The 19,880-nt window shown below is 69.7% G+C and carries 24 protein-coding genes; 10 read left to right on the top strand and 14 right to left on the bottom strand.

The features are described 5' to 3' along the window. Positions 1–314: 314 nt before the first annotated feature. Positions 315–656 (top strand): STAS domain-containing protein, encoded by a 342-nt coding sequence (locus ABFX45_RS18915; RefSeq protein ID WP_109638541.1) that lies wholly within the window; start codon positions 315–317, stop codon positions 654–656. On the opposite strand, the gene ABFX45_RS18910 is transcribed toward ABFX45_RS18915, so the two are convergent. Beyond that, positions 646–1,431, bottom strand: a complete 786-nt coding sequence (locus ABFX45_RS18910; protein WP_346131468.1) for a zinc-binding dehydrogenase — start codon at positions 1,429–1,431, stop codon at positions 646–648. The genes ABFX45_RS18915 and ABFX45_RS18910 overlap by 11 nt on opposite strands. On the opposite strand from ABFX45_RS18910, the gene ABFX45_RS18905 reads away from it, so the two are divergent. Continuing rightward, complete coding sequence (locus ABFX45_RS18905) at positions 1,394–1,876, top strand: TetR/AcrR family transcriptional regulator (RefSeq protein WP_346131466.1); 483 nt, start codon at positions 1,394–1,396, stop codon at positions 1,874–1,876. The genes ABFX45_RS18910 and ABFX45_RS18905 overlap by 38 nt on opposite strands. 4 nt (positions 1,877–1,880) lie before the next feature. Here ABFX45_RS18905 and ABFX45_RS18900 read toward each other — a convergent pair whose 3' ends face one another. Continuing rightward, complete coding sequence (locus ABFX45_RS18900; protein ID WP_346131464.1) at positions 1,881–2,435, bottom strand: chorismate mutase; 555 nt, start codon at positions 2,433–2,435, stop codon at positions 1,881–1,883. A gap of 9 nt (positions 2,436–2,444) precedes the next feature. On the opposite strand from ABFX45_RS18900, the gene ABFX45_RS18895 reads away from it, so the two are divergent. Further along, entirely contained in the window at positions 2,445–2,801 is a 357-nt protein-coding gene (locus ABFX45_RS18895) for an RNA-binding S4 domain-containing protein (RefSeq protein WP_109638538.1), read from the top strand. On the opposite strand, the gene ABFX45_RS18890 is transcribed toward ABFX45_RS18895, so the two are convergent. From ABFX45_RS18890 to ABFX45_RS18880, 3 genes are read right to left on the bottom strand one after another with little or no spacing between them, the layout of a single operon-like run. After that, positions 2,798–4,180 carry a DUF4419 domain-containing protein gene (locus tag ABFX45_RS18890; protein WP_346131461.1) on the bottom strand — a complete coding sequence of 461 codons (1,383 nt, stop codon included), beginning with the start codon at positions 4,178–4,180 and terminating at the stop codon, positions 2,798–2,800. The genes ABFX45_RS18895 and ABFX45_RS18890 overlap by 4 nt on opposite strands. Next, positions 4,158–5,054, bottom strand: coding sequence for an NAD-dependent protein deacetylase (locus tag ABFX45_RS18885; RefSeq protein WP_346131459.1), 897 nt, complete (start codon positions 5,052–5,054; stop codon positions 4,158–4,160). The genes ABFX45_RS18890 and ABFX45_RS18885 overlap by 23 nt, the downstream gene beginning before the upstream one ends. A 53-nt stretch (positions 5,055–5,107) precedes the next feature. Continuing rightward, a complete protein-coding gene (locus ABFX45_RS18880) occupies positions 5,108–6,805 on the bottom strand; it encodes a cellulase family glycosylhydrolase (protein ID WP_109638536.1) in 1,698 nt (565 codons plus the stop codon). A gap of 302 nt (positions 6,806–7,107) precedes the next feature. Between ABFX45_RS18880 and ABFX45_RS18875 the strand changes: the two genes are divergently transcribed. Continuing rightward, the gene (locus ABFX45_RS18875; protein WP_170155069.1) at positions 7,108–7,257 is read left to right on the top strand and encodes a hypothetical protein; all 150 of its coding nucleotides are present in this window, start codon (positions 7,108–7,110) and stop codon (positions 7,255–7,257) included. On the opposite strand, the gene ABFX45_RS18870 is transcribed toward ABFX45_RS18875, so the two are convergent. The 4 genes from ABFX45_RS18870 to ABFX45_RS18855 all read right to left on the bottom strand — a co-directional run bounded on the left by ABFX45_RS18870 (position 7,250) and on the right by ABFX45_RS18855 (position 11,875). Continuing rightward, positions 7,250–9,319: a fimbrial biogenesis chaperone gene (locus tag ABFX45_RS18870; protein WP_346131456.1), complete on the bottom strand. Its 2,070-nt coding sequence runs from the start codon at positions 9,317–9,319 to the stop codon at positions 7,250–7,252. The two genes, ABFX45_RS18875 and ABFX45_RS18870, sit on opposite strands and share 8 nt — an antisense overlap. A 104-nt stretch (positions 9,320–9,423) precedes the next feature. Continuing rightward, positions 9,424–10,302, bottom strand: a complete 879-nt coding sequence (gene bla / locus ABFX45_RS18865; RefSeq protein ID WP_109638534.1) for a class A beta-lactamase — start codon at positions 10,300–10,302, stop codon at positions 9,424–9,426. Between the two features lie 63 nt (positions 10,303–10,365). Further along, positions 10,366–11,196 carry a phosphatase PAP2 family protein gene (locus ABFX45_RS18860; RefSeq protein WP_346131454.1) on the bottom strand — a complete coding sequence of 277 codons (831 nt, stop codon included), beginning with the start codon at positions 11,194–11,196 and terminating at the stop codon, positions 10,366–10,368. Between the two features lie 25 nt (positions 11,197–11,221). Continuing rightward, entirely contained in the window at positions 11,222–11,875 is a 654-nt protein-coding gene (locus ABFX45_RS18855; RefSeq protein ID WP_346131451.1) for a TetR/AcrR family transcriptional regulator, read from the bottom strand. Positions 11,876–11,952: 77 nt separating this feature from the next. Here ABFX45_RS18855 and ABFX45_RS18850 point away from each other — a divergent pair, with 77 nt between their 5' ends. Further along, positions 11,953–12,510: an ester cyclase gene (locus ABFX45_RS18850; RefSeq protein WP_346131449.1), complete on the top strand. Its 558-nt coding sequence runs from the start codon at positions 11,953–11,955 to the stop codon at positions 12,508–12,510. On the opposite strand, the gene ABFX45_RS18845 is transcribed toward ABFX45_RS18850, so the two are convergent. Both ABFX45_RS18845 and ABFX45_RS18840 read right to left on the bottom strand, forming a co-directional pair. After that, entirely contained in the window at positions 12,507–13,112 is a 606-nt protein-coding gene (locus ABFX45_RS18845) for a response regulator (RefSeq protein WP_109638532.1), read from the bottom strand. The genes ABFX45_RS18850 and ABFX45_RS18845 overlap by 4 nt on opposite strands. Continuing rightward, complete coding sequence (locus ABFX45_RS18840) at positions 13,109–13,933, bottom strand: sensor histidine kinase (protein WP_346131446.1); 825 nt, start codon at positions 13,931–13,933, stop codon at positions 13,109–13,111. The genes ABFX45_RS18845 and ABFX45_RS18840 overlap by 4 nt, the downstream gene beginning before the upstream one ends. A 212-nt stretch (positions 13,934–14,145) precedes the next feature. Between ABFX45_RS18840 and ABFX45_RS18835 the strand changes: the two genes are divergently transcribed. Beyond that, on the top strand, positions 14,146–14,670 hold the full coding sequence (locus ABFX45_RS18835) for a GlcG/HbpS family heme-binding protein (protein WP_109638531.1): 525 nt from the start codon (positions 14,146–14,148) through the stop codon (positions 14,668–14,670). A gap of 7 nt (positions 14,671–14,677) precedes the next feature. Here the strand turns inward: ABFX45_RS18835 and ABFX45_RS18830 are convergent, their stop codons facing one another. Next, positions 14,678–14,998, bottom strand: a complete 321-nt coding sequence (locus ABFX45_RS18830) for a hypothetical protein (protein ID WP_109638530.1) — start codon at positions 14,996–14,998, stop codon at positions 14,678–14,680. 129 nt (positions 14,999–15,127) lie between these two features. Between ABFX45_RS18830 and ABFX45_RS18825 the strand changes: the two genes are divergently transcribed. Next, positions 15,128–15,919 carry a class II glutamine amidotransferase gene (locus ABFX45_RS18825; RefSeq protein ID WP_211337467.1) on the top strand — a complete coding sequence of 264 codons (792 nt, stop codon included), beginning with the start codon at positions 15,128–15,130 and terminating at the stop codon, positions 15,917–15,919. A 77-nt stretch (positions 15,920–15,996) separates the two neighbouring features. Continuing rightward, complete coding sequence (locus ABFX45_RS18820) at positions 15,997–16,584, top strand: DUF4360 domain-containing protein (protein WP_109638528.1); 588 nt, start codon at positions 15,997–15,999, stop codon at positions 16,582–16,584. Here ABFX45_RS18820 and ABFX45_RS18815 read toward each other — a convergent pair. After that, a complete protein-coding gene (locus tag ABFX45_RS18815) occupies positions 16,529–17,815 on the bottom strand; it encodes a glycosyltransferase 87 family protein (RefSeq protein WP_346131442.1) in 1,287 nt (428 codons plus the stop codon). The genes ABFX45_RS18820 and ABFX45_RS18815 overlap by 56 nt on opposite strands. A gap of 96 nt (positions 17,816–17,911) precedes the next feature. Between ABFX45_RS18815 and ABFX45_RS18810 the strand changes: the two genes are divergently transcribed. Further along, a complete protein-coding gene (locus tag ABFX45_RS18810) occupies positions 17,912–18,952 on the top strand; it encodes an acyltransferase family protein (RefSeq protein WP_346131440.1) in 1,041 nt (346 codons plus the stop codon). 6 nt (positions 18,953–18,958) lie between these two features. Here the strand turns inward: ABFX45_RS18810 and ABFX45_RS18805 are convergent, their stop codons facing one another. Beyond that, positions 18,959–19,129 (bottom strand): hypothetical protein, encoded by a 171-nt coding sequence (locus tag ABFX45_RS18805; protein WP_346131438.1) that lies wholly within the window; start codon positions 19,127–19,129, stop codon positions 18,959–18,961. Positions 19,130–19,179: 50 nt separating this feature from the next. Between ABFX45_RS18805 and ABFX45_RS18800 the strand changes: the two genes are divergently transcribed. After that, complete coding sequence (locus ABFX45_RS18800) at positions 19,180–19,674, top strand: cupin domain-containing protein (RefSeq protein WP_346131436.1); 495 nt, start codon at positions 19,180–19,182, stop codon at positions 19,672–19,674. The last annotated feature ends 206 nt before the right edge of the window (positions 19,675–19,880 follow it).

Here is a 19,880-nt window from a genome sequence, read left to right as displayed (position 1 = left end):
GTCCTATCAGGAGCTCCCCGTCCTTCTACTCCCAGGCCCCGCGGCACGTCAGAGCGCCTGCACGAGCGTTCCCCCGAACATCCTCAGGCCTTCAGTGCTGGAATCTCCGCTGTTGAGATCACCTCAATATCTCAGCGGCCGTGTGGTACACCTTCGCGTCGAAATCTTTGATCTTTTCGGCCGGAGCGGCCGGCACTCGCACGTGGGCCTCCTTCGCGATCTTCTGCGAGAGACCCCTGGCGTGCTTGACCGAACAACTTGAAAACCGGTCAGTGGACCGGTTTCGTTCCACGCCGCCCGGGTAACTCAGCGGGATGCTCGTTGTCACGGTCACCGAGTCGACGCCTGCCTCCACCACCCTCGTGGTTTCCGGGGAGCTCGACACCTCTGGCGCGGAACGGCTGCTCGCCCGGCTCGACCGCCTCCTCGACCAGGGCCACCGCTACGTCGTCCTGGACCTCTCCGCCGTCACCTTCTGCGACTCCAGCGGAATCAGCGCACTTGTGCGCGGACACGCCCGTGCCTCGGCCGCGGCGGGCGGGCTGCGGTTGTCCGCCGCGTCCGCACAGGTGACACAGGTGCTCGAGATCTCGGGCCTCGCCAGGATGCTCGGCCTCAAGTCCACAGTGGACAGTATGGACGCCGTCACACCGTGACGACGAGCTTGCCCGTGGTGTGTTCCCGGACGAAGTCCGCGCACGCCTTCGGTCCTTCGTCGAGGACGTAACGGCGTCCGATCGTCACGGGCAGCGCACCACTCGCGGCCAGTTCGGCCACCTCGCGCATGCCACCGAGCCGGCCGTCGAGGTCGAGCACGAACTCCACGTCGATGTCGTCCCGGTCCCGCACGGGCAGCGGGTGGGTGATGGTGAACAACCTGCCGCCCGTGCGGACCGCTCCGGCGATCCCGGCCAGCCGATCTCCAGGCAGCGCCAGGTTGAACGCCACGTCGACCTGGCGCGGACAGGCGTCGGTGTAGCCGATGGTGTCCTCGGCACCGAGGGCGCGCAGCAGGTCGGCGTCCGCGGCGGTGGCCGTGGCGACGACCCGCACACCCGCGGCGACGAGCAACGGGACCAGCGCGGTGCCGACACCTCTCGTGGCACCCACGACCAGCGTGGTCTCGCCACGTTTCGGTCGCGCCGTCGTGACCAGCGCCCGTGCGGTCAGCCCGGTCGTGGCCAGCGCTGCGGCGTCCGCCACGTCCAGACCGGGCGGGCGACGCGTCAGCAACGGCGTGTCCGCCTCGAACACCGCGTACTCGGCCAGCGAGCCGGTGCTCAGCGACGGCCTGGTCGCCCCGGCCATCGCCCGCAGCACGCGCGGCACGGCCTGGCCGAAGATCTCGTCGCCTTCCGCGAACGCCGTGACGCCGGGGCCGATCTCGGTGACCGTGCCCGCGACGTCGTTGCCGGGGCTCTGCAAGGGCACGGTCTTCCGCCACTTCCCCACCAAGGACGACCTGGTCGCCGCGATCGTCCTGGACCGCGTCACCCGGCTCACCGCGCTGGCCGCGGAGCTGTGCACCGCACCGGACGCGGGTGCCGCGCTGCTGGAGTTCCTGAGGTTCGCCGCCCGGCAACGGCAGCAGCTCGACCTGTCGTTCCTGTCCGGGGATCTCGGTGCGGACGTCGACAAGGCGCAGAAGGCCATGGCACTGGCCATCACCGAACTGGTCGGCCACGCCCGCGCACAGGGCGCGCTACGGCCCGACGTCACCGGCACCGACGTGATGCTGCTGATGTGCGTGCCCGGCGACGTGGTCAAACACCTGCCCGGCGCACCGCCCGACCTGTGGGAGCGCTATCTGGCGATCCTGTTCGACGGTCTGCGGCCGGAGGGCGCCCACCCGCTCCCCCAGCCGCCTCCCGCCTGACCGTCTACTTCGAACAGACCGGCCGCATCGCCTCGGCCAGCGCGTTCTCGTGCAACGGGTCGAGGTGGTGCAGCACCACCGCCGACCGTTCCGCGATCGTCGCGTGGATCTCGCACCTCAGCGTGGGCTTGCGCAGCTGCTCGGTGTCCTTGAGCTCGTTCAGGATGTCGGTGGTGAGACGGTCGAGGATCGGCCGCACCTCGGTACCGAGGTCGGGGCGCCTCGACGGGACCTCCTCCGGGTGCTCGGTCCAGCGCGCGTAAAGGCCGCGTTGCACCAGCTTGTTCGCCTCGATCTGGGCGCGGAAGAACCTCGCCGCGTTCTCCGGGTCGAGGCTGAGCTGCGCGGCCTTGGTGCGGACGGTGTCGAGCACCTGCTGTTCGCGCGCCGGGTCGTCGATCGGCTGGGGTGTGCCGAACTTGGCCGCTGCCACCAGATCGGCGACCTGGACGCGCTTCACGGCCCGCTCGGTGAGCTCACCGAGCGGGCCGACGGGGGTGAGCGACGCGGCGAGGGTGAGTGCGACCGCCAGGATCTTCATCATCTCCGAGAGTGCCATGATGTCGGGGTGGAGTCCACGCGCATCGACCGTTGGCTGTGGGCGGTCCGGCTGACGAAGACCCGCCCGGACGCCGCGGCGGCGTGCCGTGGCGGCCACGTGCGCATCAACGACAAGCCCGCGAAGCCCTCCACGGTCGTGGTTCCGGGAGACCAGGTCCGTGCCCGTGTCGGGGACAAGGTCCGGATCGTCGAGGTCGTCCGGGTGATCCAGAAGCGGGTGGGTGCGGCGGACGCGGCCACGTGCTTCATCGACCGCACTCCCCCGCCACCGCCGGACATCCCGATCGCGCGGCGGGACCGGGGTGCCGGACGGCCCACCAAGCGCGAACGGCGGGTGCTGGACCGCTTCCGGACCCAGAACTAGAGGTCGGCCAGCTTCTTCACCTCGAGGTGGGAGATGTCGCCGCCGGAGTCCATGGCCGCGTCGAGCAGGTGGGCCAGGGACGTGCCGAGCACCGGCACGGTCGCCGGGTCCTGGCCGTCACGCAGCACGATCCAGTACGAGTCGAGGGTCTCGGCGATCCTCCTGCCGTCCGCGAGGTCGAACAACACCTGGGCGTCGTGCCGGCCGGACCGCACGTAGGCCGTCTCGGTGTGCGGGCGCAGTCGCCAGGCGCCGCCGAACAGGGAGGCCGCGCCGATCCGGGTGTGCAGGGCGATCGCGTCGCCGCCACCGGACGGTCCGAACCCGCTCTGCACCGGCGGGGTGGTCTCGTGTTCCGCCACCAGCCGATCGAGCACGGTCTCGATGTCCGCGGGCGCTTCGACGAGCACCCAGCCGGCCACCGGGCGGAGCGCGCCGTCCGGGTCCTGTGCCACGCCGACCAGTCCCGCGTCCACGGCCACCACGCGGTTGTCGTGGAGGTCGTTGACGTTGATCGTGGCGCGGCACAGCGTGTTGGGCACGTTGCTCGTGCTGATGCCGGTGTCGGTCCGGTCGCGGGGCTCGCTGAGGCGCAGGTCGAGCATGGGATTCGGCTCACCGGTCGTGCCGCCGATCGCCAGGTACGGGTAGAACCGGGTGATCCAGCCCGTCACGATCTCGCCGCCGTACGCGTCGGCCGGGTTGTAGATGCGCTGCCAGAACGCGGTGTCGTGGCGCCCCTGGGAGGCTCGCACGAACTCGTCCATGATCGGCGCGAGCGACCGGACCCACTTGCCCAGGCCGAGAACGCCGAGGTCGTCGACGCGGGCGCGGATCTTGCGCCAGTCGTCCACCGTGCCGGTCAGGGTGATCGACGGGATGCCGCAGACGCACATCATCCAGAACGCGTAGTACGGCGAGTAGGCGTCCATCAGCGCGACGCGGCCCGCTACCCGTTCGACATCGGTGCTGGTGCTGAAGTCGCACTCGAACGTCGTGTCGCCGATCTGCTTCGCGAACAGTTCCACGACGTGGGCCCATGACTGCGCGCCGGCTGGCATCGGGCCGTCGACGAAAACCTCGAGCCGCTTCTTGCCGTCGTGGCTCACGAGCAGCTGGCGGAGTTCCTCGGCGTGCAGCTTCACGTGCTGCGCGACACCGCGGGCGATGGTCAGCCAGATGGCGTCCGGGGTCAGCACGAGTGGACGGTGCTCGGCGAACGCCTTCGCCACGGCGCTCATCAGCGGGTGCACGCCGTCGGGTTTCAGGACCTCCGCATCACCGCCGGCCACGAGCGCGTCCGGGAACTGCGCGGCGAACGGGCTCGTGGGCAGGGCGTCGGTGACGGGCGTGACGTCATCGACCGGGAAGGTCACCATTCCCGGACTGTAGAACGACGTCCGCGAGTTCGGTGAGCGATTTGCCCAACGGCAGGTCGACGCGCAGCGTCGCGAACGCGTCGCCACGGGTCTCGCCGCGATTGATGATCACGACCGGGAGGCCGGCCTCGAACGCGCGCCGCACGAACCTGAGTCCGGACATGACCGTCAGGGAGGAGCCGAGGACGAGCAACGAGCGCGCGTTGTCGACGAGCGAGTAGCACTGTTCGACGCGCGGACGCGGGACGTTCTCGCCGAAGAAGACGACGTCCGGCTTGAGGACGCCGCCGCAGTCCAGACAGCCGACGACCTCGAAGCCGCGGACCGCTTCCTCGGGGAGGAAGACGTCGCCGTCCGGGTTGATCTCGTCCGTGGTGGCGGCGAAGTCCGGGTTCGCCTCGCGCAGGCGGCGGTCCAGGTCGATGCGCGGTGAGAGCGCCCTGCAGTCCAGGCAGATCACGCGGTCCAGGCCGCCGTGCAGTTCCACGACGTCCCTGGAACCCGCGGCCTGGTGCAGGCCGTCCACGTTCTGGGTGATCACACCGGACAGCTTCGGGCTCAGCCGGGTGACCGCGTGGTGGCCCGCGTTGGGGTGGGCGCGGGCGATCGTGCGCCAGCCGACGTGGCTGCGGGCCCAGTAGCGACGGCGGCCCGCAGGACTCGTCGTGAACTCCTCGTAGGTCATCGGGGTGTGCTTGCGCAGGGTCCCGCCCTCACCGCGGTAGTCCGGGATGCCGGACTCCGTGGAAAGGCCCGCGCCGCTCAGCACCAGCACACCACCCTCGTCGACGATCGGGACGACGTCGGCGAGGGTGGAGGTGCGCGGCAGCGACGGGCCTGAGGATGACCAGGTCAGAGTAGGTTTCGTGCGCACTGTGCCAGTTTACGGAACAAGCTCAGGTACCCCTTGCCGCTGACGTTCGACCGTCACCAGCCCTGGTACCACTGCCGCAGCTCTGCCTCCGCTGCCGCCGTGTTGCCGCCTGAGGCAGCCGTGACCAGCGCGAACTGTCGTCCCGAGCCACCGCGGAGCAGGAGCTTGTCGCCCTGCACGCTCGACGACGCCGAGCTGATGACCAGCGGCGAGCGCAGCGACTCGGGCAGGTGGAGCTCGGTCGGCGCCGAGCCGCCGTTGGAGTCCCACACGATCACCGCGAACGGCGCCGAGCCGACCAGCGACCTGACGTTGGCCAGCGGGATCTGCTGCCACGTCTGGTAGGCGCGGTCCTCGTAGGCGAACGCGAGCGTGGTGCCCGCGACGGCCTGCGGGTAGACGCGGTCGACGAGGGCGCGTTCGACGGTGAGCACCGGGTTGCCGGACGCGTCGAGCTTCACCGCCGAGAAGTGCTCGTCGTTCATGGCGTCGCCGTCGGTCATGACCTTGTTCGGGTTGTCGTTCATCAGCTCGCGGTGACGGCCGTAGTTGATGTCCCAGTGCCACTGGCTGCCCGAGATCACGCTGCCGCGCGGAGACGACCACCAGCGGGCGCCCGGAGCGGTCGAGTCGAGGCCCTGGTAGATCCCCTTGAGCACCGAGGAGAGCTTGTCGGAGGTGTTGCCGGAGACCGGGTGGCCGAACTCGGAGACGATCGAGGTGGTGCCGAGCGCGGTGGCGCGGTCGCGGATCGTGCGGAACGCCTGGGTGTACTGGCCGTCGCCCGCCTTGCCCGGCATCAGCAGGCCCGACTGCGCCTTGCCGTCGTAGAAGTGCGCGTTGAACACGAACCGCTCGCCCAGCGTCGGCACCAGTGCGAGGCCGCCGGGTTCGGCGAAGAAGTCCACGTTCTGGTTCCAGAACACCAGCGGCTCGACGAACGCGGGCTTCGCGGCCCAGCCCGCCTCGTCCATCTCAGCGCGGAAACGCTGGTAGAACGGCATCAGGAGGTCGCGCTCCCACTGCTGGGAGGTCTGGCCGTTGTCGTACTTGCCCGCGTAGGGCTCGTTGAGCGGGTCGACGCCGACGACGAGCTTGAACTCGTTGGCGGGCAAGGCTTGCTTGACGTGCTTGAGCGCCTCGCCGGCCGCGTTGACGAACGAGTCCTGCACGCCGTTGCGGTTGTGCCAGAAGTCGTAGGTGGCCGCGGTGACGGCGTTGTTGTTCTTCATGTTCTGGCCCCAGTGGAAGCAGAGGCCGCACGACTCCTTGGGGTAACCGCTTGCCGCCCACGCGGGCGCGCCGTCACCGGTGTACCAGCTGTCCTTGTTGAACAGGTGGCGCGAGTACAGGTCCTGGTGGAAGTCGAGGTAGACGCGGAGCCCCTGATCGGTGAACGCCCGCAGCTGTTGCGTCACCCCGTCGAGGTACGCGCGGTCGATCTGGCCGCGCTGCGGTTCGATCCACGCCCACGTCAGCAGGAACCGGACGGCGTTCGCGCCGGTCAGCTGCTTCATCGCGCTCGCGGACTTGCGCGCGTCGGCGACCGAGGCGAACGGGAGGCCGCGGTACTCGGCGAGCTTCGCGGTGCCGGAGACGTTGAAGCCGCGCAACACGACCTCACGGCCGTGCTCGTCGCGGAACACCCCGCCGGACACGCGCAACTCGGAGCCGTCGAAGGACTCCGCTCGCACAGGTGTGATCACCAGTGAGAGGAGGAACAGGACTGCCAGGAGCACCGCTCGCCGCATCGCCGCCGCCTTTGCCGAACGTGAACGAGATTCGCGTTGCACGGTAGTCGACGACCTGCGCATTCGACTAGGGTTGCGAACGCGAAGGGGGATCGCATGGCAAAACCGGTGCACAACACGTTGAGCGCGTTCGAATCATTCGACGATCGGCCCGCCCTGTTCGACAGTGGCGTCGAATTCACGTACCGGGAAAGGCGCTCGCAGAGATCAACCGGTTCGCGCACACCCTGACGCGGCACGGGGAAGTTCGCGGCTCAGGTGCTCGGGCTGCGGTTCGTCGCGATGGACCTGAGGCGCGCACGGTGCTGGAGGGTGAGCTGCCCGAGCTGTACGGGCGGATCGGACCGGCCGTGGAGGAGCTCAAGGCGTCGGGGCCCTGGGACTCCTCCCGGCCGCTCGTCGAGTTCTACCGCCGGCACACCGTGATCGAGCTCTGGGTGCCGGTCACCTGACGCTCGCGGTCAGCGCATCCACCTGCAGCCGCGTCGAACCCTCGGCCCGCACGGCGATGCGCACGGACCTGGTCTCGTCGCGCAGCCGCACGTCGGACTGCTGGTGCCGCAGGTAGTTCAGGCCCGCGGTGCCGATGGCGACCGGCTCGGTCAGCGTGCTGGCCACCTCGCGGCCGGCCGGGTCGAGCTCGGTGATCACGAGCCTGGCCGTGCCGTTGCCGCGCAGGATCGCGTTGGGCGCGAGGGTTCCGGGCCGCACCGGGACGGTCGCGCTCAGCTCCAGGGTCGTCGGCTGTGCTGACGTGGCCTCGCGCGGTGCGCCGCAGTCGGGCACGAGGCTCCAGCGGGAGCACAGCACGCCGAATCCCGGCTTGGCGCGGTCTCGGGCGAGGTAGCCGAAGGCGATGCTGTTCGGGTGCGGTGGCGTGCGAGGGTCGTCGTAGAGCTCCCAGACCATCGTGATCGGCACCTGGAGACGGTCCGTCGTCTGCAGCGTTTGCCCGGTGTAGTCGGCTTGTTCGCGCTCCTGCTGCTCGCCCGGCGCGCTCTTCCCGATCTCACCGACGATCACCGCGCTGGCCGGGAACTTCTCCCGAAGCCCGCGCACCGCCCCGTCGAGAAGATCCAGGTTGCCGTAGCCGTGCACGTCGACGAAGTCCATCGGCTTGCCGACGAGCGCGGCCGCGAGGTCCGCGCCGTCGGTCGACGCGTGCATCACGGACACTCCGCGCTTGCCCCTCGGCGCCGCTGTGCGGTCGTAAACCATTGCCAAGTAAGCACTTTGCAGGTTCGACTGGTTGCCGCGCACACCGGACGTCTCGTTCTGCAGGTCGTAGTACAGCACCGCGCCACCGGGTTCGAGCGCGGTGATGTAGGTGTTCATCCAGTTCGCGCTGGTGATCGCGAACTCGGCCCACTTCTTGCGGCTGTCCGCGGTGTCGTCCCAGTTCGGGTTGGTCAGCCAGCTGTTGGCGAACGCCACCACGAGCCGGATGCCGCGCTGCTTCGCGATCCCGGCCAGGTCGGCGAGGTTGCGGGCCTGCGCCGCCGCGTTCGTGCTCTTCTCCGGCCACAGCACGATCCTGGCGACGGTGCCGCCGGTGGAGGCCATCATGTCGAAGTCGTGCGCGACCTGGTCACGCACCTGCGGCCAGACCGCGTCGTCGAGGTACTCCTGGTACCGCTTCTCGTGCTCCGGCAGGTAGTTGAAGCCCGCCCAGCCGCGACCGTCGCGCAGGATCGTGACGCTCGCGTGCGTCACGACCTGGCCGCTTTCGTAGACCCGCACGACCTTGCGGTCCGCGCCGCGCGTGCTGATCGCGGCCGACCCGCCGCTGAGCACGGTCTCGGTGCCGTCGTCGTTGACGAGCCGTGCCTCGCCTCCCGTCCACCGCACGGTCGCGATGCCGTTGCCGTCCGGGTCGACGACCACGGGCCGGTCGAAGGACGCCGTCGCGCCGGAGTCCGCGGTGACGACGAGGGTGTCGAGGAGGTGCTCCTGGCCGGTGCCGGACCAGAGCGTGAACACCGTGGTGCCGCGGCTGATCCAGGTGATCCGGCCGGTGCCGGACGGGCCCTGCGCGTACAGCTTCTGCGGATTTCCGTTGTGCGACACCCACACCTGGGCGTCGCTGAGCTCCGTGGCCCAGGACAGGTCGATCGTGCCGGTGGTGCCGGGTGCGAGCGCGAGGTGCGTGCGGTCGGCGCTCAACCGTCCTGGCAGGCGTCCCGTGCTGCTCGTCGTGCCCAGCACGGTGGCGAAGTTCGGGCCGCCGCGCAGCTCGAACGTCGTCGTGGTGCCGGCGTGGAGGTACGGCCAGGTGGCGCTGCCGTTGACTTCGTGCCGCCACAGCTTGGCGGCCTTGCCGGTCTCGCGGATCCAGATCTGGACCGTCTGGTTTCCGTCGGTGTGCCAGCTGACGCCGACGGACGCCGTGTTCTGGCCAGGCGGCAAGGTGACCTCCGCCGCGGACACGCTGATCTGGTTGCTCGCGTGCGCCGGTGCCACGAGCGTGGCCAGCAGCGCGAAAGCGAGCACGATTGCTTTCCCCCAGGTGCTCATGCACTCCATCTGACCAGATGAAGGGCCTGCGCGCGGGGTGTTTCAGAGGTTGTCGCAGAGCGCGCGGGCCGGCCGGTGCCGGCCCGCGCGATCGCCTGCCACGTTCAGCTGAACGTCCCCGCCACCAGCTCGGCCGTCTTGGCCAGCAGCGGCTCGTCTGCGGGCGCGTCCTGGACGGACTTCGTCGACAGCACGGCGATCACGATCGGCGACCGTCCCGGTGGGAACGCGATGCCGACGTCGTTGGTCGTGCCGTACTTGCCGGTGCCCGTCTTGTCACCCCAGCGCCAGGCCGTGGGCAGTCCGGCACGGATGCGGTTGCCGCCCGTCGTGTTGGCCAGCAGCCACTTCGTCAGCTGGTCGGCGTCGGTGCGGTTCAGGGCGTGACCGAGGGTGAGCCTCGCGTAGCTCTGACCGATCGCGCGCGGCGACGTCGTGTCGGTGACCCGGCCCGGCTCCGCCGAGTTCAGGTCGGGCTCCCAGCGGTCCAGGCGCGTCACCGGGTCGCCGATCGAGCGGCTGAAGCGGGTGATCGCCGTGGGGCCGCCGAGCTCCTTGAGCAGGAGGTTGGCCGCGCAGTTGTCGCTGTAGGTGATGGTCGCCTCGCACAGGGCGGAGACGGTCATGCCGTTCGCGAGGTTCTCCGCCTTGCCGGTGATCGGGCCGTAGCCGGACTTGGTGACGTCCTCCTGCGTGTAGCGGATCACCTTGCCCAACAAGGCGCCGTTGTGGTCGCGGCGCAGGATCGCCGCGGCCGCGATGGTCTTGAACGTCGAGCACATCGGGAACAGCTCGTCCGCGCGGTGCAGCACCGTGCGGCCGCTGCCCGTGTCGGTGGCGAACACGCCGAGGCGTGCGCCGTGCTGCTGTTCGAGGTCACGCAGCTTGCCGCTGATCGACGACGCCTGTGCCTGGGCGGGCACGGCGACGGCCAGCGCGGCACCCGCGCCCAGTGCCAGAACCGAGCGACGGTCAACAACCAACGTCCTGTCCCCCTTCTTGTGGAACTCTCCACCTGTCAGGACGCGCGGGAGATCAACTGGTTGTCAGTGAATTCTCCGCCAGCACGCGAGGAAGGTGAGCGCCGCAATGAGCGACCCGGCGGACGCGAACGTCCCCGCACCCAGGTAGACCACCCACTCGTCCGCGTCAAGACCCTCTCCGGCCAGCGGAAATCCCCACAGGATCAGGCCGAGCGCCAGCGTCGCCGCGGCGATCAGCGACCAGAACACGACCAGCACGACCCGGCCGGCCCGGCGCGGTCCTGTGTAGACCGTCAGCGATCCCTTGCGCTGCAGCCACCACGAGGCGAGGGCGGCGATGGCGAGCGCGATGCCGTCGGCGGCGAGGGTGTCGCTGAGCCGGTGCCACTTCGCGGTCAGCGTGTACTGGCCGATCGCGGTGGCCCACGGCAGCACGAAGAACAGCATCACGCCGCGCCACTTCCACGGCACGACGATGATCGCGGCGAACAGCACCGTCATCGCGATCGTGGTGTGGCCGCTGGGCAGGCTGTTGTGCGCGTAGCCGCCGGTGACCTCGACCAGGCCCGGCCGCGGCAGCACCCACCGTTTGAGCACCTGCACGACGAGCTGGCCGGCGACGATCACGCCGACCGCCGCGACGGTCAGGTCCCAGCGCTTCCTGAGCACGCCGACGAGGGCCACCGCGACCACTGCCGCCGCCAGCGAGTACACGGTGATCTGGCCGAGCGCGTGCCAGGCGGCGTCCGTTTCGGACACGTCGTCCCGGTCGGCACCGCGCAACGCCGCGTTCTCGATGGTCTGACCCGCCCGCGTCAGCACCGCCAGCACGTACACGACAGCGGCGAAGACGAAGCCTGCTGCCGCGACCACGGGCCACCGTCGGAGGTTCACGACGGCGGGTGTGCCGCCGTTCGGCCTAGCGCGCCCTTCGAAGATCAATGCGGTGCAGCACGGCGGTGATCGCGAGGTCCACCGCGTACTCGAACTCGGCCTCGCGGTCGAACCGCGCGAGGTGCGGCGCGGCCTCGATGAGAGCGGGCAGCCCACTGGCCGCCAGCGTGCCTTCGCGATCGTTGCTGCCGAACGTCGGGGCCGCCGACACCTCGCGCAGCAGCGTGCCGATCAACGTCGCGAGCAGCATCCGCAGCATGTGCACGGCGTCCCCGGTCTCCGCGCCCGCGTCCTTGAGCACCTCCAGCACCGCATTGATCGGCGCGAGGGCCTGGGACGAGGCGAGCTGGCGGGTGAGCACGAGCGGGGCCGCCTGCGGGTGCCGCAGCGCCTGGTCGCGGAAGCTGGCCGCGATGGCGTGCAGGTCGCGCCGCGCGTCACCGGTCCGCTCGGGCAGGACGAGCCCGGCCAGCAGGTGCTCGGTGACGGCGTCGAGCAGGTCGTCCTTGCCGTCGACGTGGTTGTAGAGGCTCTTCGCGTCCACGCCGAGCGCCCTGGCGACCGACCGCATGCCCACCGCTGCGACACCCTCGGAGTCGATGACCTGCAGCGTTGCCTCGACGATCGACTCGCGGGACAGCAGCGGCGTGCGCGGGCGGCCACGGCGGGTCTCAGTCACCCGGCCATTGTGCCTTGCGAATGCCCACGGTGTGGGTTTAGCGTTTAACCCACACTGTGGGTAATGGAGGCGCGTCGATGACATCCCGTTTCGTCCTGCCCGCCGAGGACGTCCTGCGTGCCCGCGAGAAGCTCGTGCTCGACCACTTCCGCGACGAGGTGGCGCACGACTGGGACGCGACGCTCTCGACGTTCCCGCACCCCCACTACGAGATCATCGCCCAGATGGTCGTCCACGACGGCGACAGCGCGGTGCGGCAGTACTACACCGACACGCGTGCGGCGTTTCCCGACCAGCACCACGAGCTGATCTCGTTCCGGCACAGCCACGACGCGGTGATCGTCGAGTTCTGGCTGCTCGGCACGCACACCGGGCCGCTGGGCAAGATCCCGCCGACCGGTGGCGGGCACCGCACGCGGATGACGGCGTACTTCATCTTCGACGAGGACGAGAACCTCGTGACCGAGCGGATCTACTTCGACCAGCTGTCCGTGCTGAAGCAGGTGATCGGCGGGATCGACCGGCGGAAGCCGAGCGGGCTGCTCAGGTTGCTGCAGGTCTTGCGCGGGATGCTCGCGATGTCAGGTGGTCAGCCGGATCCGCGTCTGACCAACACCACTCCGCCAGCGCTCTAGATCCTGATCAGCTTGCGTTCGACGGCGGTCCTGACGGCCCCCGTGCGGGTCTCCACGCCGAGCTTCGCGAAGATCCGCACGAGGTGCGTCTTCACGGTGGCCTCGCTGATGAACAACACCTTGGCGATCTCCCGGTTCGACAGGCCCTTCGCCAGGTTCTCCAGGATCTGCACCTCGCGCCCGCTGAGCTTCGGCGCGGGGCCGCGGACCTGGCGCAGCAGGCGTTGCGCGATGTCCGGGGACAGCACGGTCTGCCCGGTCGACGCGGTCCGCACGGCCTTAGCGAGCTCTTCCGGTGCACAGTCCTTGAGCAGGTAGCCGATCGCGCCCGCCTCGACCGCGCGCACGATGTCGGCGTCCGAGTCGTACGTCGTGAGCACCACGACCTGCGGCGGGCTTTCCAGAGCGCGGATCTGCCTGGTGGCCTCCACGCCGTCGATGCCCCTGCCCAGCTGAAGATCCATCAGCACGACGTCCACGGTGGACGCCATCCGCACCGCTTCCTCGCCGGTGGCGGCCTCCACCACCTCGAAGTCGCGCGACAACAGCCCGGCGAGTCCGAACCGGACCACCGGGTGGTCGTCGACCACCAGCACCCTCATGGCGTAGGCACCGTCACGGCCACGGCGGTTCCCTCCCCCGGCGCGCTCTCCACGGACACCGTGCCACCGAGCTCGGCGATGCGCCCGCGGATCGACGCCAGCCCGTAGCCGCGACCGTCTGCGGGCTCGATGGCCTGCGGGTCGAAGCCGCGGCCGTCGTCGACGACGTCCAGCGTCACCGCGTCGCCCAGGTAGGACAACGTGATCGCCACCCGTGAGGCCGCCGCGTGCTCGGACGCGTTGGCCACGGCGCCCTGGGCCACGCGCAGCAGCGCCACCTCGGTCTGCACGCTCAACGGATAGGGCTCGCCGTCGACCTCCACGTGCGGGCAGAGCCGGTGCAACGCGTCGACCAGCGTGCCGCGGATCGGGGACAGGTCGCGGACGAACCGGCGCGCCTCGGCCAGGTTCTCCCGTGCGACCTCGGCGGCCCTGTCCGGCTCGCCGAGGGAAAGCAGCAGGTTGATGCTCGAGAAGCCCTGGGCGAGGGTGTCGTGGATCTCGCGGGCGAGCCGCTGGCGTTCCTCCAGGACACCGGCCTCGTGCAGCAGGCGGGCGCGGTCGAAGAACACCGCCGCCGTCAGCACCGCGACTCCCACCGGGCCGAGCACCAGCGACAGGTCGAACGTCGCGGCCAGCCGGATCTGGGCCAGCACCACGGCGAACGTCAGCACCGCCGCGATCGGCAGCGCCACCCGCGGCCGCAGCTGGCGCAGGCACTGGAAGAACAGCGGGATCGCGCACCACCCGAAGCTCGGCGCCAGCCACACCAGCACCAGCCACACGGCGAGCACGGCAGGCAGCGCCTGTGTCCACCGCACCCCGGCGGGATAGACCAGCCCAGCGCGACCGCCAGGCCGAGCACCAGCAGGTCGGCGCCGTGGTACGCGACGTACCGCGCCGCCGACGCCGTCAGCAGCACGTAGAAGCCCGCGTGCATCGCCCGGTGCAGCCACACGCCGGCGACTGTAGGCGAGCCGGTACGCCGAGCGGGTCAACCGATGGGTTGAACCGAGGTTCAACCGTCACCACCATGGAAACGCGCGCTGCCTGCGACACCGTGGTGCCCATGACGATGAAGAAGATCGCAGTCGCCACCCTCGCCGTCCTGGCCGTCGGCGGTGGCTATGCGGCAGCCGACCAGCACACCACCACCCGCACCGAGAAGGTGCTGACCATCGACGCGGCCGTCAGAGCCGCCCAGGCCACTCTGGACGCCGCGGAGAAGGAGAACCAGCGCGTCACCGTGGCCGTGGTCGACCGCGGCGGCGACCTCGTCGTGCTGCTCGCGGGGGACGGCGCCGGCCCGCAGACCGAGGAGTCGGCGCGGCGCAAGGCGTTCACGGCGGTGTCGTTCAACGCCCCGACCTCGGAGCTCGCGGGGCGGGTCACCGGTCAGGGCGCGACGCTGCGGGACATCCCCGGCACGCTGTTCCTGGGCGGCGGGGTGCCGGTCGCGGTGGACGGCACGTCGATCGCGGGCATCGGGGTCGGCGGCGCGCCGAGCGGTGACCTGGACGAGAAGTACGCGCGAGCGGGCCTCGCGACGATCAGGTAGCGCGTGGTCAGTCCGGCCGTCGTTCGATGGCGTGCCGGGCCACGTGCCTGCCCGGCTCCGGCCGCTTGCCCAGCAGCATCAGGATCACGGCGACGATCAGGCCCAGGGTCGCGAGACCGGCGGCCACGGTGCGGGCGGCCGGGTGGTCCAGGACCAGGGTGCAGACCGTCAGCGCGAGCACGAGCGCCGCGATCGAGCCGATGACGGCGATGTCCTGGCGTTCCTGGCGCGGCTCGGCCGGCTCGACCCGCTCGACCGGCACGCGCGTTTCGATCGTCTCGAAGTGCTGCTGGTAGGCCGGAGGTCGCAGGCCGGGAGGAACCGTCACCCCAGCATGCTGCCCGAGGAGGGCGCGCCGCCGCAAACCTCGCATTTCCGGTGGGGTACGTGTTCCCATGTAGCGCTGGGCAAAGGGAGGTTCGTGATGTGCCGGTGGCTCGCGTATTCCGGTTCGCCGGTGCTCTTGGAGGAACTGCTCTACGCGCCCGAGAACTCGCTGGTCATGCAGTCGAAGCACGCCCGGCTGGGCACGACGGCCGTGAACGGGGACGGGTTCGGCATCGGCTGGTACGGCAGCACGAGCACGCCGGGACTGTTCCTGAGCACCGAACCGGCGTGGAACGACCGCAACCTCCGCGAACTGTCCGCGCAGATCACCGTCGACCGGGTCTTCGCGCACGTGCGGGCGTCGACCGGCGGCGCGGTGCAGCGGTCGAACTGCCACCCGTTCCGCCACAAGAACTGGTTGTGGATGCACAACGGTCTCATCGCGAAGTTCCCGCTGGTGCGCCGCGAACTGGCGCTGGCGATCGATCCCGCGCTGTTCCCGCTGATCGAGGGGTCGACGGACTCCGAGATCATGTTCTACCTCGCGGTCAGCTTCGGGCTGGAGCAGGACCCGCCCGGCGCCGTCGCGCGCATGGTCGAGTTCGTCGAGGACGTGGGCAGGCGAGCGGGCGTCGAGTACCCGATCCAGATGACCGTCGCGGTCACCGACGGCTCGACGACCTGGGCGTTCCGCTACTCCAGCCGGGGCAGGTCGCGGACGCTGTTCCACAGCACCGACGTGTCGACGCTGCGGCGCCAGTACCCGGACAACCCGGCGCTGCAGAACGTCGCCGACGACTCCCGGCTCGTCGTGTCCGAACCGCTGGGTGACCTGGTCGGAGCCTGGCAGGAGGTGCCGGAGTCCACGTGCGTCGTCGTGCGGCCCGGCGTCGAGGAGGAGCTGCTGCCGTTCAAGCCGTGAATTGTCAGGGAAACGTCAGGTGGATCGGGGCTACCGTCGAATGCTGCCGCCGTCACGGACTCCCTGGAGAGGTTCACATGCTCAACACGGCAGCGGCAGCATTCGTAGCTCTATCCGCCCTCGCACCGGCGGACGTGGCGGAAGAACCCACGGCCGCCATCGACGTCGTGACCGTCAACGGATCGGGTTGCCCGGCCGGTGACGCCGACGTCAAGACGGACGGCAGAACATTCACGATCGGCTACCACACGTTCCTGGCACGGGCGGGAGGCGGCTCGTCACCCCTCGACATGCGCAAGAACTGCCAGATCAGCCTCCGCGTGACCGTGCCGGAGGGCTACACCTACGGCCTGGCGCGTACCACGTACGAGGGCTACACGCACCTGCAGGCAGGCGCGACCGCGCTGAACCGCGTCAACACCTACCTGCAGGGCTCGTCGGCCAACGCCACGGTGACCCACCCGTTCACCGGCCCGTTCAGCGACGACTGGCAGACCTACTACCGCCCGAACTCGGCTGAGATCCAGTGGTCGCCGTGCGGTTCGCCGCGCAACATCAACATCAACGCCGAGGTGCGCGTGACGCTCGGGTCCGCGGATCCGGACCGGCTCAACTTCGCGATCGTGGAGACGAGCCGCGGCGTGGTGCGCGTGAAGCGCTGCTGAGCCTGGGCCTGGTGGCGGCCAGCGCCACGAGCGCGCCGATCGCGACCCACGTGTACGCGTCGCCGTAGATGTGCTGCCACCAGGTCCACAACATCTCCTTGTCGCCGGTGTGGGGCAACCAGGTGAAGGGACCGAGAAGGCACACCACGACCAGTGCCCCGAGAGTCACCCACGCCCACTTCCGGCGCACGAAGCCCAACGCGAGGAGCGCGGGCACGCACCACACCCAGTGGTGGGACCAGGAGACCGGCGACACGAGCAGTCCCGCCGTCGCGATCGCGGTCAGCGCAACGACGTCGTTGCCCGCCTTGCGCGCGGCCACGACCGCGAGCACCACGACGATCACCGACAACAGCACCCACAGCAGCGTTTCGGTGGGCTGGCCGGGGTTGACCCGGTGCAGCACACCGCGCAACGACTGGTTGGCCATGTACGCGAGACCGCCGACGCGGCCGGGGTCGAGCAGCGCGTGGAACCAGTACTCGGCGGAGTCCTTCGGCGCGAGCACGAACCCGGCGCCGGCGAGGCCCGCGAACGTCGCGACCGACGTGAGCGCCGCCCGCCAGTCCCTGCGCACCAGGAAGTACAGCAGGAAGATCAACGGCGTCAGCTTGATCGCCGCGGCCAGGCCGACCAGCGCACCTCTCCACCGGCGATCGGTGACGGCCAGGCAGTCCACGACCACGAGCGCCATCAGCACCAGGTTGATCTGTCCGAAGAGGAACGTCGAGATCACCGGTTCCAGTGCCAGAGTGGCGACGGAAACGGCGGCGGTGACCGTCCACACGACGTTCGCCCGCTGCGTGAGCCGTCCGGTGACCAGGAAGCAGACCACGGACAGGCACAGGAAGCTGACGACCACCACGAGCGCGTTCGACGCCCACACCGGCAGGAACGTGAGGCCGCTGAAGAGGACAGCGGCTATCGGCGGATAGGTGAACGGCAGGGCCGGCCCGTCCAGCGTTCCCGGGAAGTCGATGTAGAGCGGAAGCCCTTTCAGCCAGGCGAGCCCGCCGGTGCGGTACACCTGCAGATCGAGGTAGTAGCAGCCTGCCGCGGCCAGGACGATCGGCAGCGCGGCCAGTGCCACGAACCACAGCACACGGGTCGCCTTGCGCGCCTTCACCCACCGGTGCAGCGTGAGGATTCGCCTTCGCCCGGACGCGAACGCGTCGGCGGACATCGGCGGTACGTCGTCGACGAGCTGTCTGATCAGCACTGTCTCGTTCACGTCTGCTTCTTGGCCGCAGCGGTCTTTCGCGTTCCCATCAGGGGAATGTGACCGTCCTCATGGGAACGCTCAGGGCGTCTTCGACCACTAGAGAGCATGACCCATGACGACTTCCTTGGGCTGAAACGCTTTCCCGCGTTGGACGGCGTACGTGCCGTCGCCGCCCTGCTGGTGGTGTTCTTCCACTACGGCGGACCCGGGTTTCTGCAAGGCTGGCTAGGGGTCCAGATCTTCTTCGTGCTGTCGGGATTCCTGATCACCACGCTGCTGCTGCGGGAGCACGCGCGGAACGGGCGGATCTCGCTCGCGCGGTTCTACCGGCGGCGCGCGTTCCGGATCCTGCCGATGTACTTCGTGGTCCTGTTCGTGACGGCGGCCGGGTTGCTGATCGCCGGGCAGCTCTGGCAGAACCCGCTCGGCCGGGACTTCCCGCTGTACCTGGTCTTCTTCAACGAGTTCGGGCACGGCGGCGCGTACGGGCAGTCGTGGTCGCTCGGCGTGGAGCAGAAGTTCTACCTCGTGTGGCCGTTGCTGGCGTTCGTGTTGCTTCCGCGCTGGCGTCCGTGGGTGACGGTCGGGCTGATGACGCTCGCGCTGGCCGTCGTGCCGTTCACCGTTTCGTCGGACCCCAAGGGGTGGCCAGTGCACTACTTCACCGTGCTGGTCGGGTGCGCGGTGGCGCTGCTGATGAACAACCGCCGCGGGTTCGCGTTGCTCCGGCCGTTCATGGTGCCGTGGGTGATCGTGCTGTTCATCGGCGTGCACCTGGCCGTTCCGCTGGTCTCGAGCGCGCTGGACGGAGCCATCCCCGGTTTCGTGTCGGTGGTGCCGATCTACGCGGTCGCGGCCGGGCTGACGCTGCCCGCGCTGCTCGCTCCCGGCCTGCCCCAGCGGCTGCTGTCGGCTCGCCCGATGGTGTGGCTCGGCGAGCGGTCGTACTCGATCTACCTCGTGCAGTCGATCGCGCACTCCGCGGTGCTGCTGTCGGGGGCATCCGGCCTGCTCATGGCCGTGCTGACGTCGCTGGTCGCGATCGGGATCGCCGATCTGTGCCACCGCTTCGTGGAGCTGCCGATGATCGAGCGAGGCAGGTCGCGCACCCGTGACGTCGTGCAGCGCGACCTCACGGGCGTGTGACCTGCATCAGTTCGTGAACGTCCGGTGCAGCACCACCCAGATCTCGCCGGGCCGTTCCACCGCGCGGGGATACCAGCGCGGCGCGATCGCTTCGGCCAGTTCGTCCGCGCGGTCCAGCAGGGTGCTGACCGCGGGCTCACCGACGGCGATCACCGCCGACCAGTCGATGTGCGACATCAGGTGGTCCTCGGTGACGCCGAAACGCTGCTCCAGCCGGTCTCATCGGTATGAGCGAACTTCTTCATCACCCACCCGCCGCGGGCGGCCCGCCGCCGAAGGTCGAGATCCTCGCCGAGTCACCGGGCGTCGCACCGGTTCCCGAGAGTCTCGTGGCGCGGTCGATCCTCGTCACCCTCCCACCGGGCAGTCCTGGCGCGCCTCCCCACCGGCACCCCGGGCCCGTCTACGCCCGCGTGGTGAAGGGCGCCATCACGTTCGAACTCGAAGGGGCGCCGGAACGGGTGATCCGGGCCGGTGAGGCGTTCTTCGAGCCCGGCGGTGACGTCATCCACTACAAGGGCGCGAACCACCTCGACGACGAGGAGTCCGCGTTGATCGCCACCATGATCTGCGAGCCTGGTGCGCCGGTGCTGACCCTCGTCGGGGACGAGGAGTTGGCGGCACTGAAGCACTTGCGGGCAACCGCGGTGACGAACGAGGGGCGGCAGCCCATCCCCGGTGCTCCCGCCCCTCGTCTCACTCGACCAGCTCGCCGACCGTGACGATGCCCCCCACCAGCGACCCGACCAACCCGCGGCCACCTCCACGCACCTCACTCAACCAACTCGCCAACCATGACGATGCCCCCCACCAGCGACCCGACCAACCCGCGGCCACCTCCACGCACCTCACTCAACCAACTCGCCAACCATGACGATGCCCCCCACCAGCGACCCGACCAACCCGCGGCCACCTCCACGCACCTCAC

The sequence above is a fragment of the Lentzea roselyniae genome, from assembly GCF_039537795.1.
GTDB classification, from domain to species: Bacteria; Actinomycetota; Actinomycetes; order Mycobacteriales; family Pseudonocardiaceae; genus Lentzea; species Lentzea atacamensis.
The sequence above is the reverse complement of the archived record's forward strand: the minus strand, read 5'-3'. Positions and strand labels throughout refer to the sequence as shown.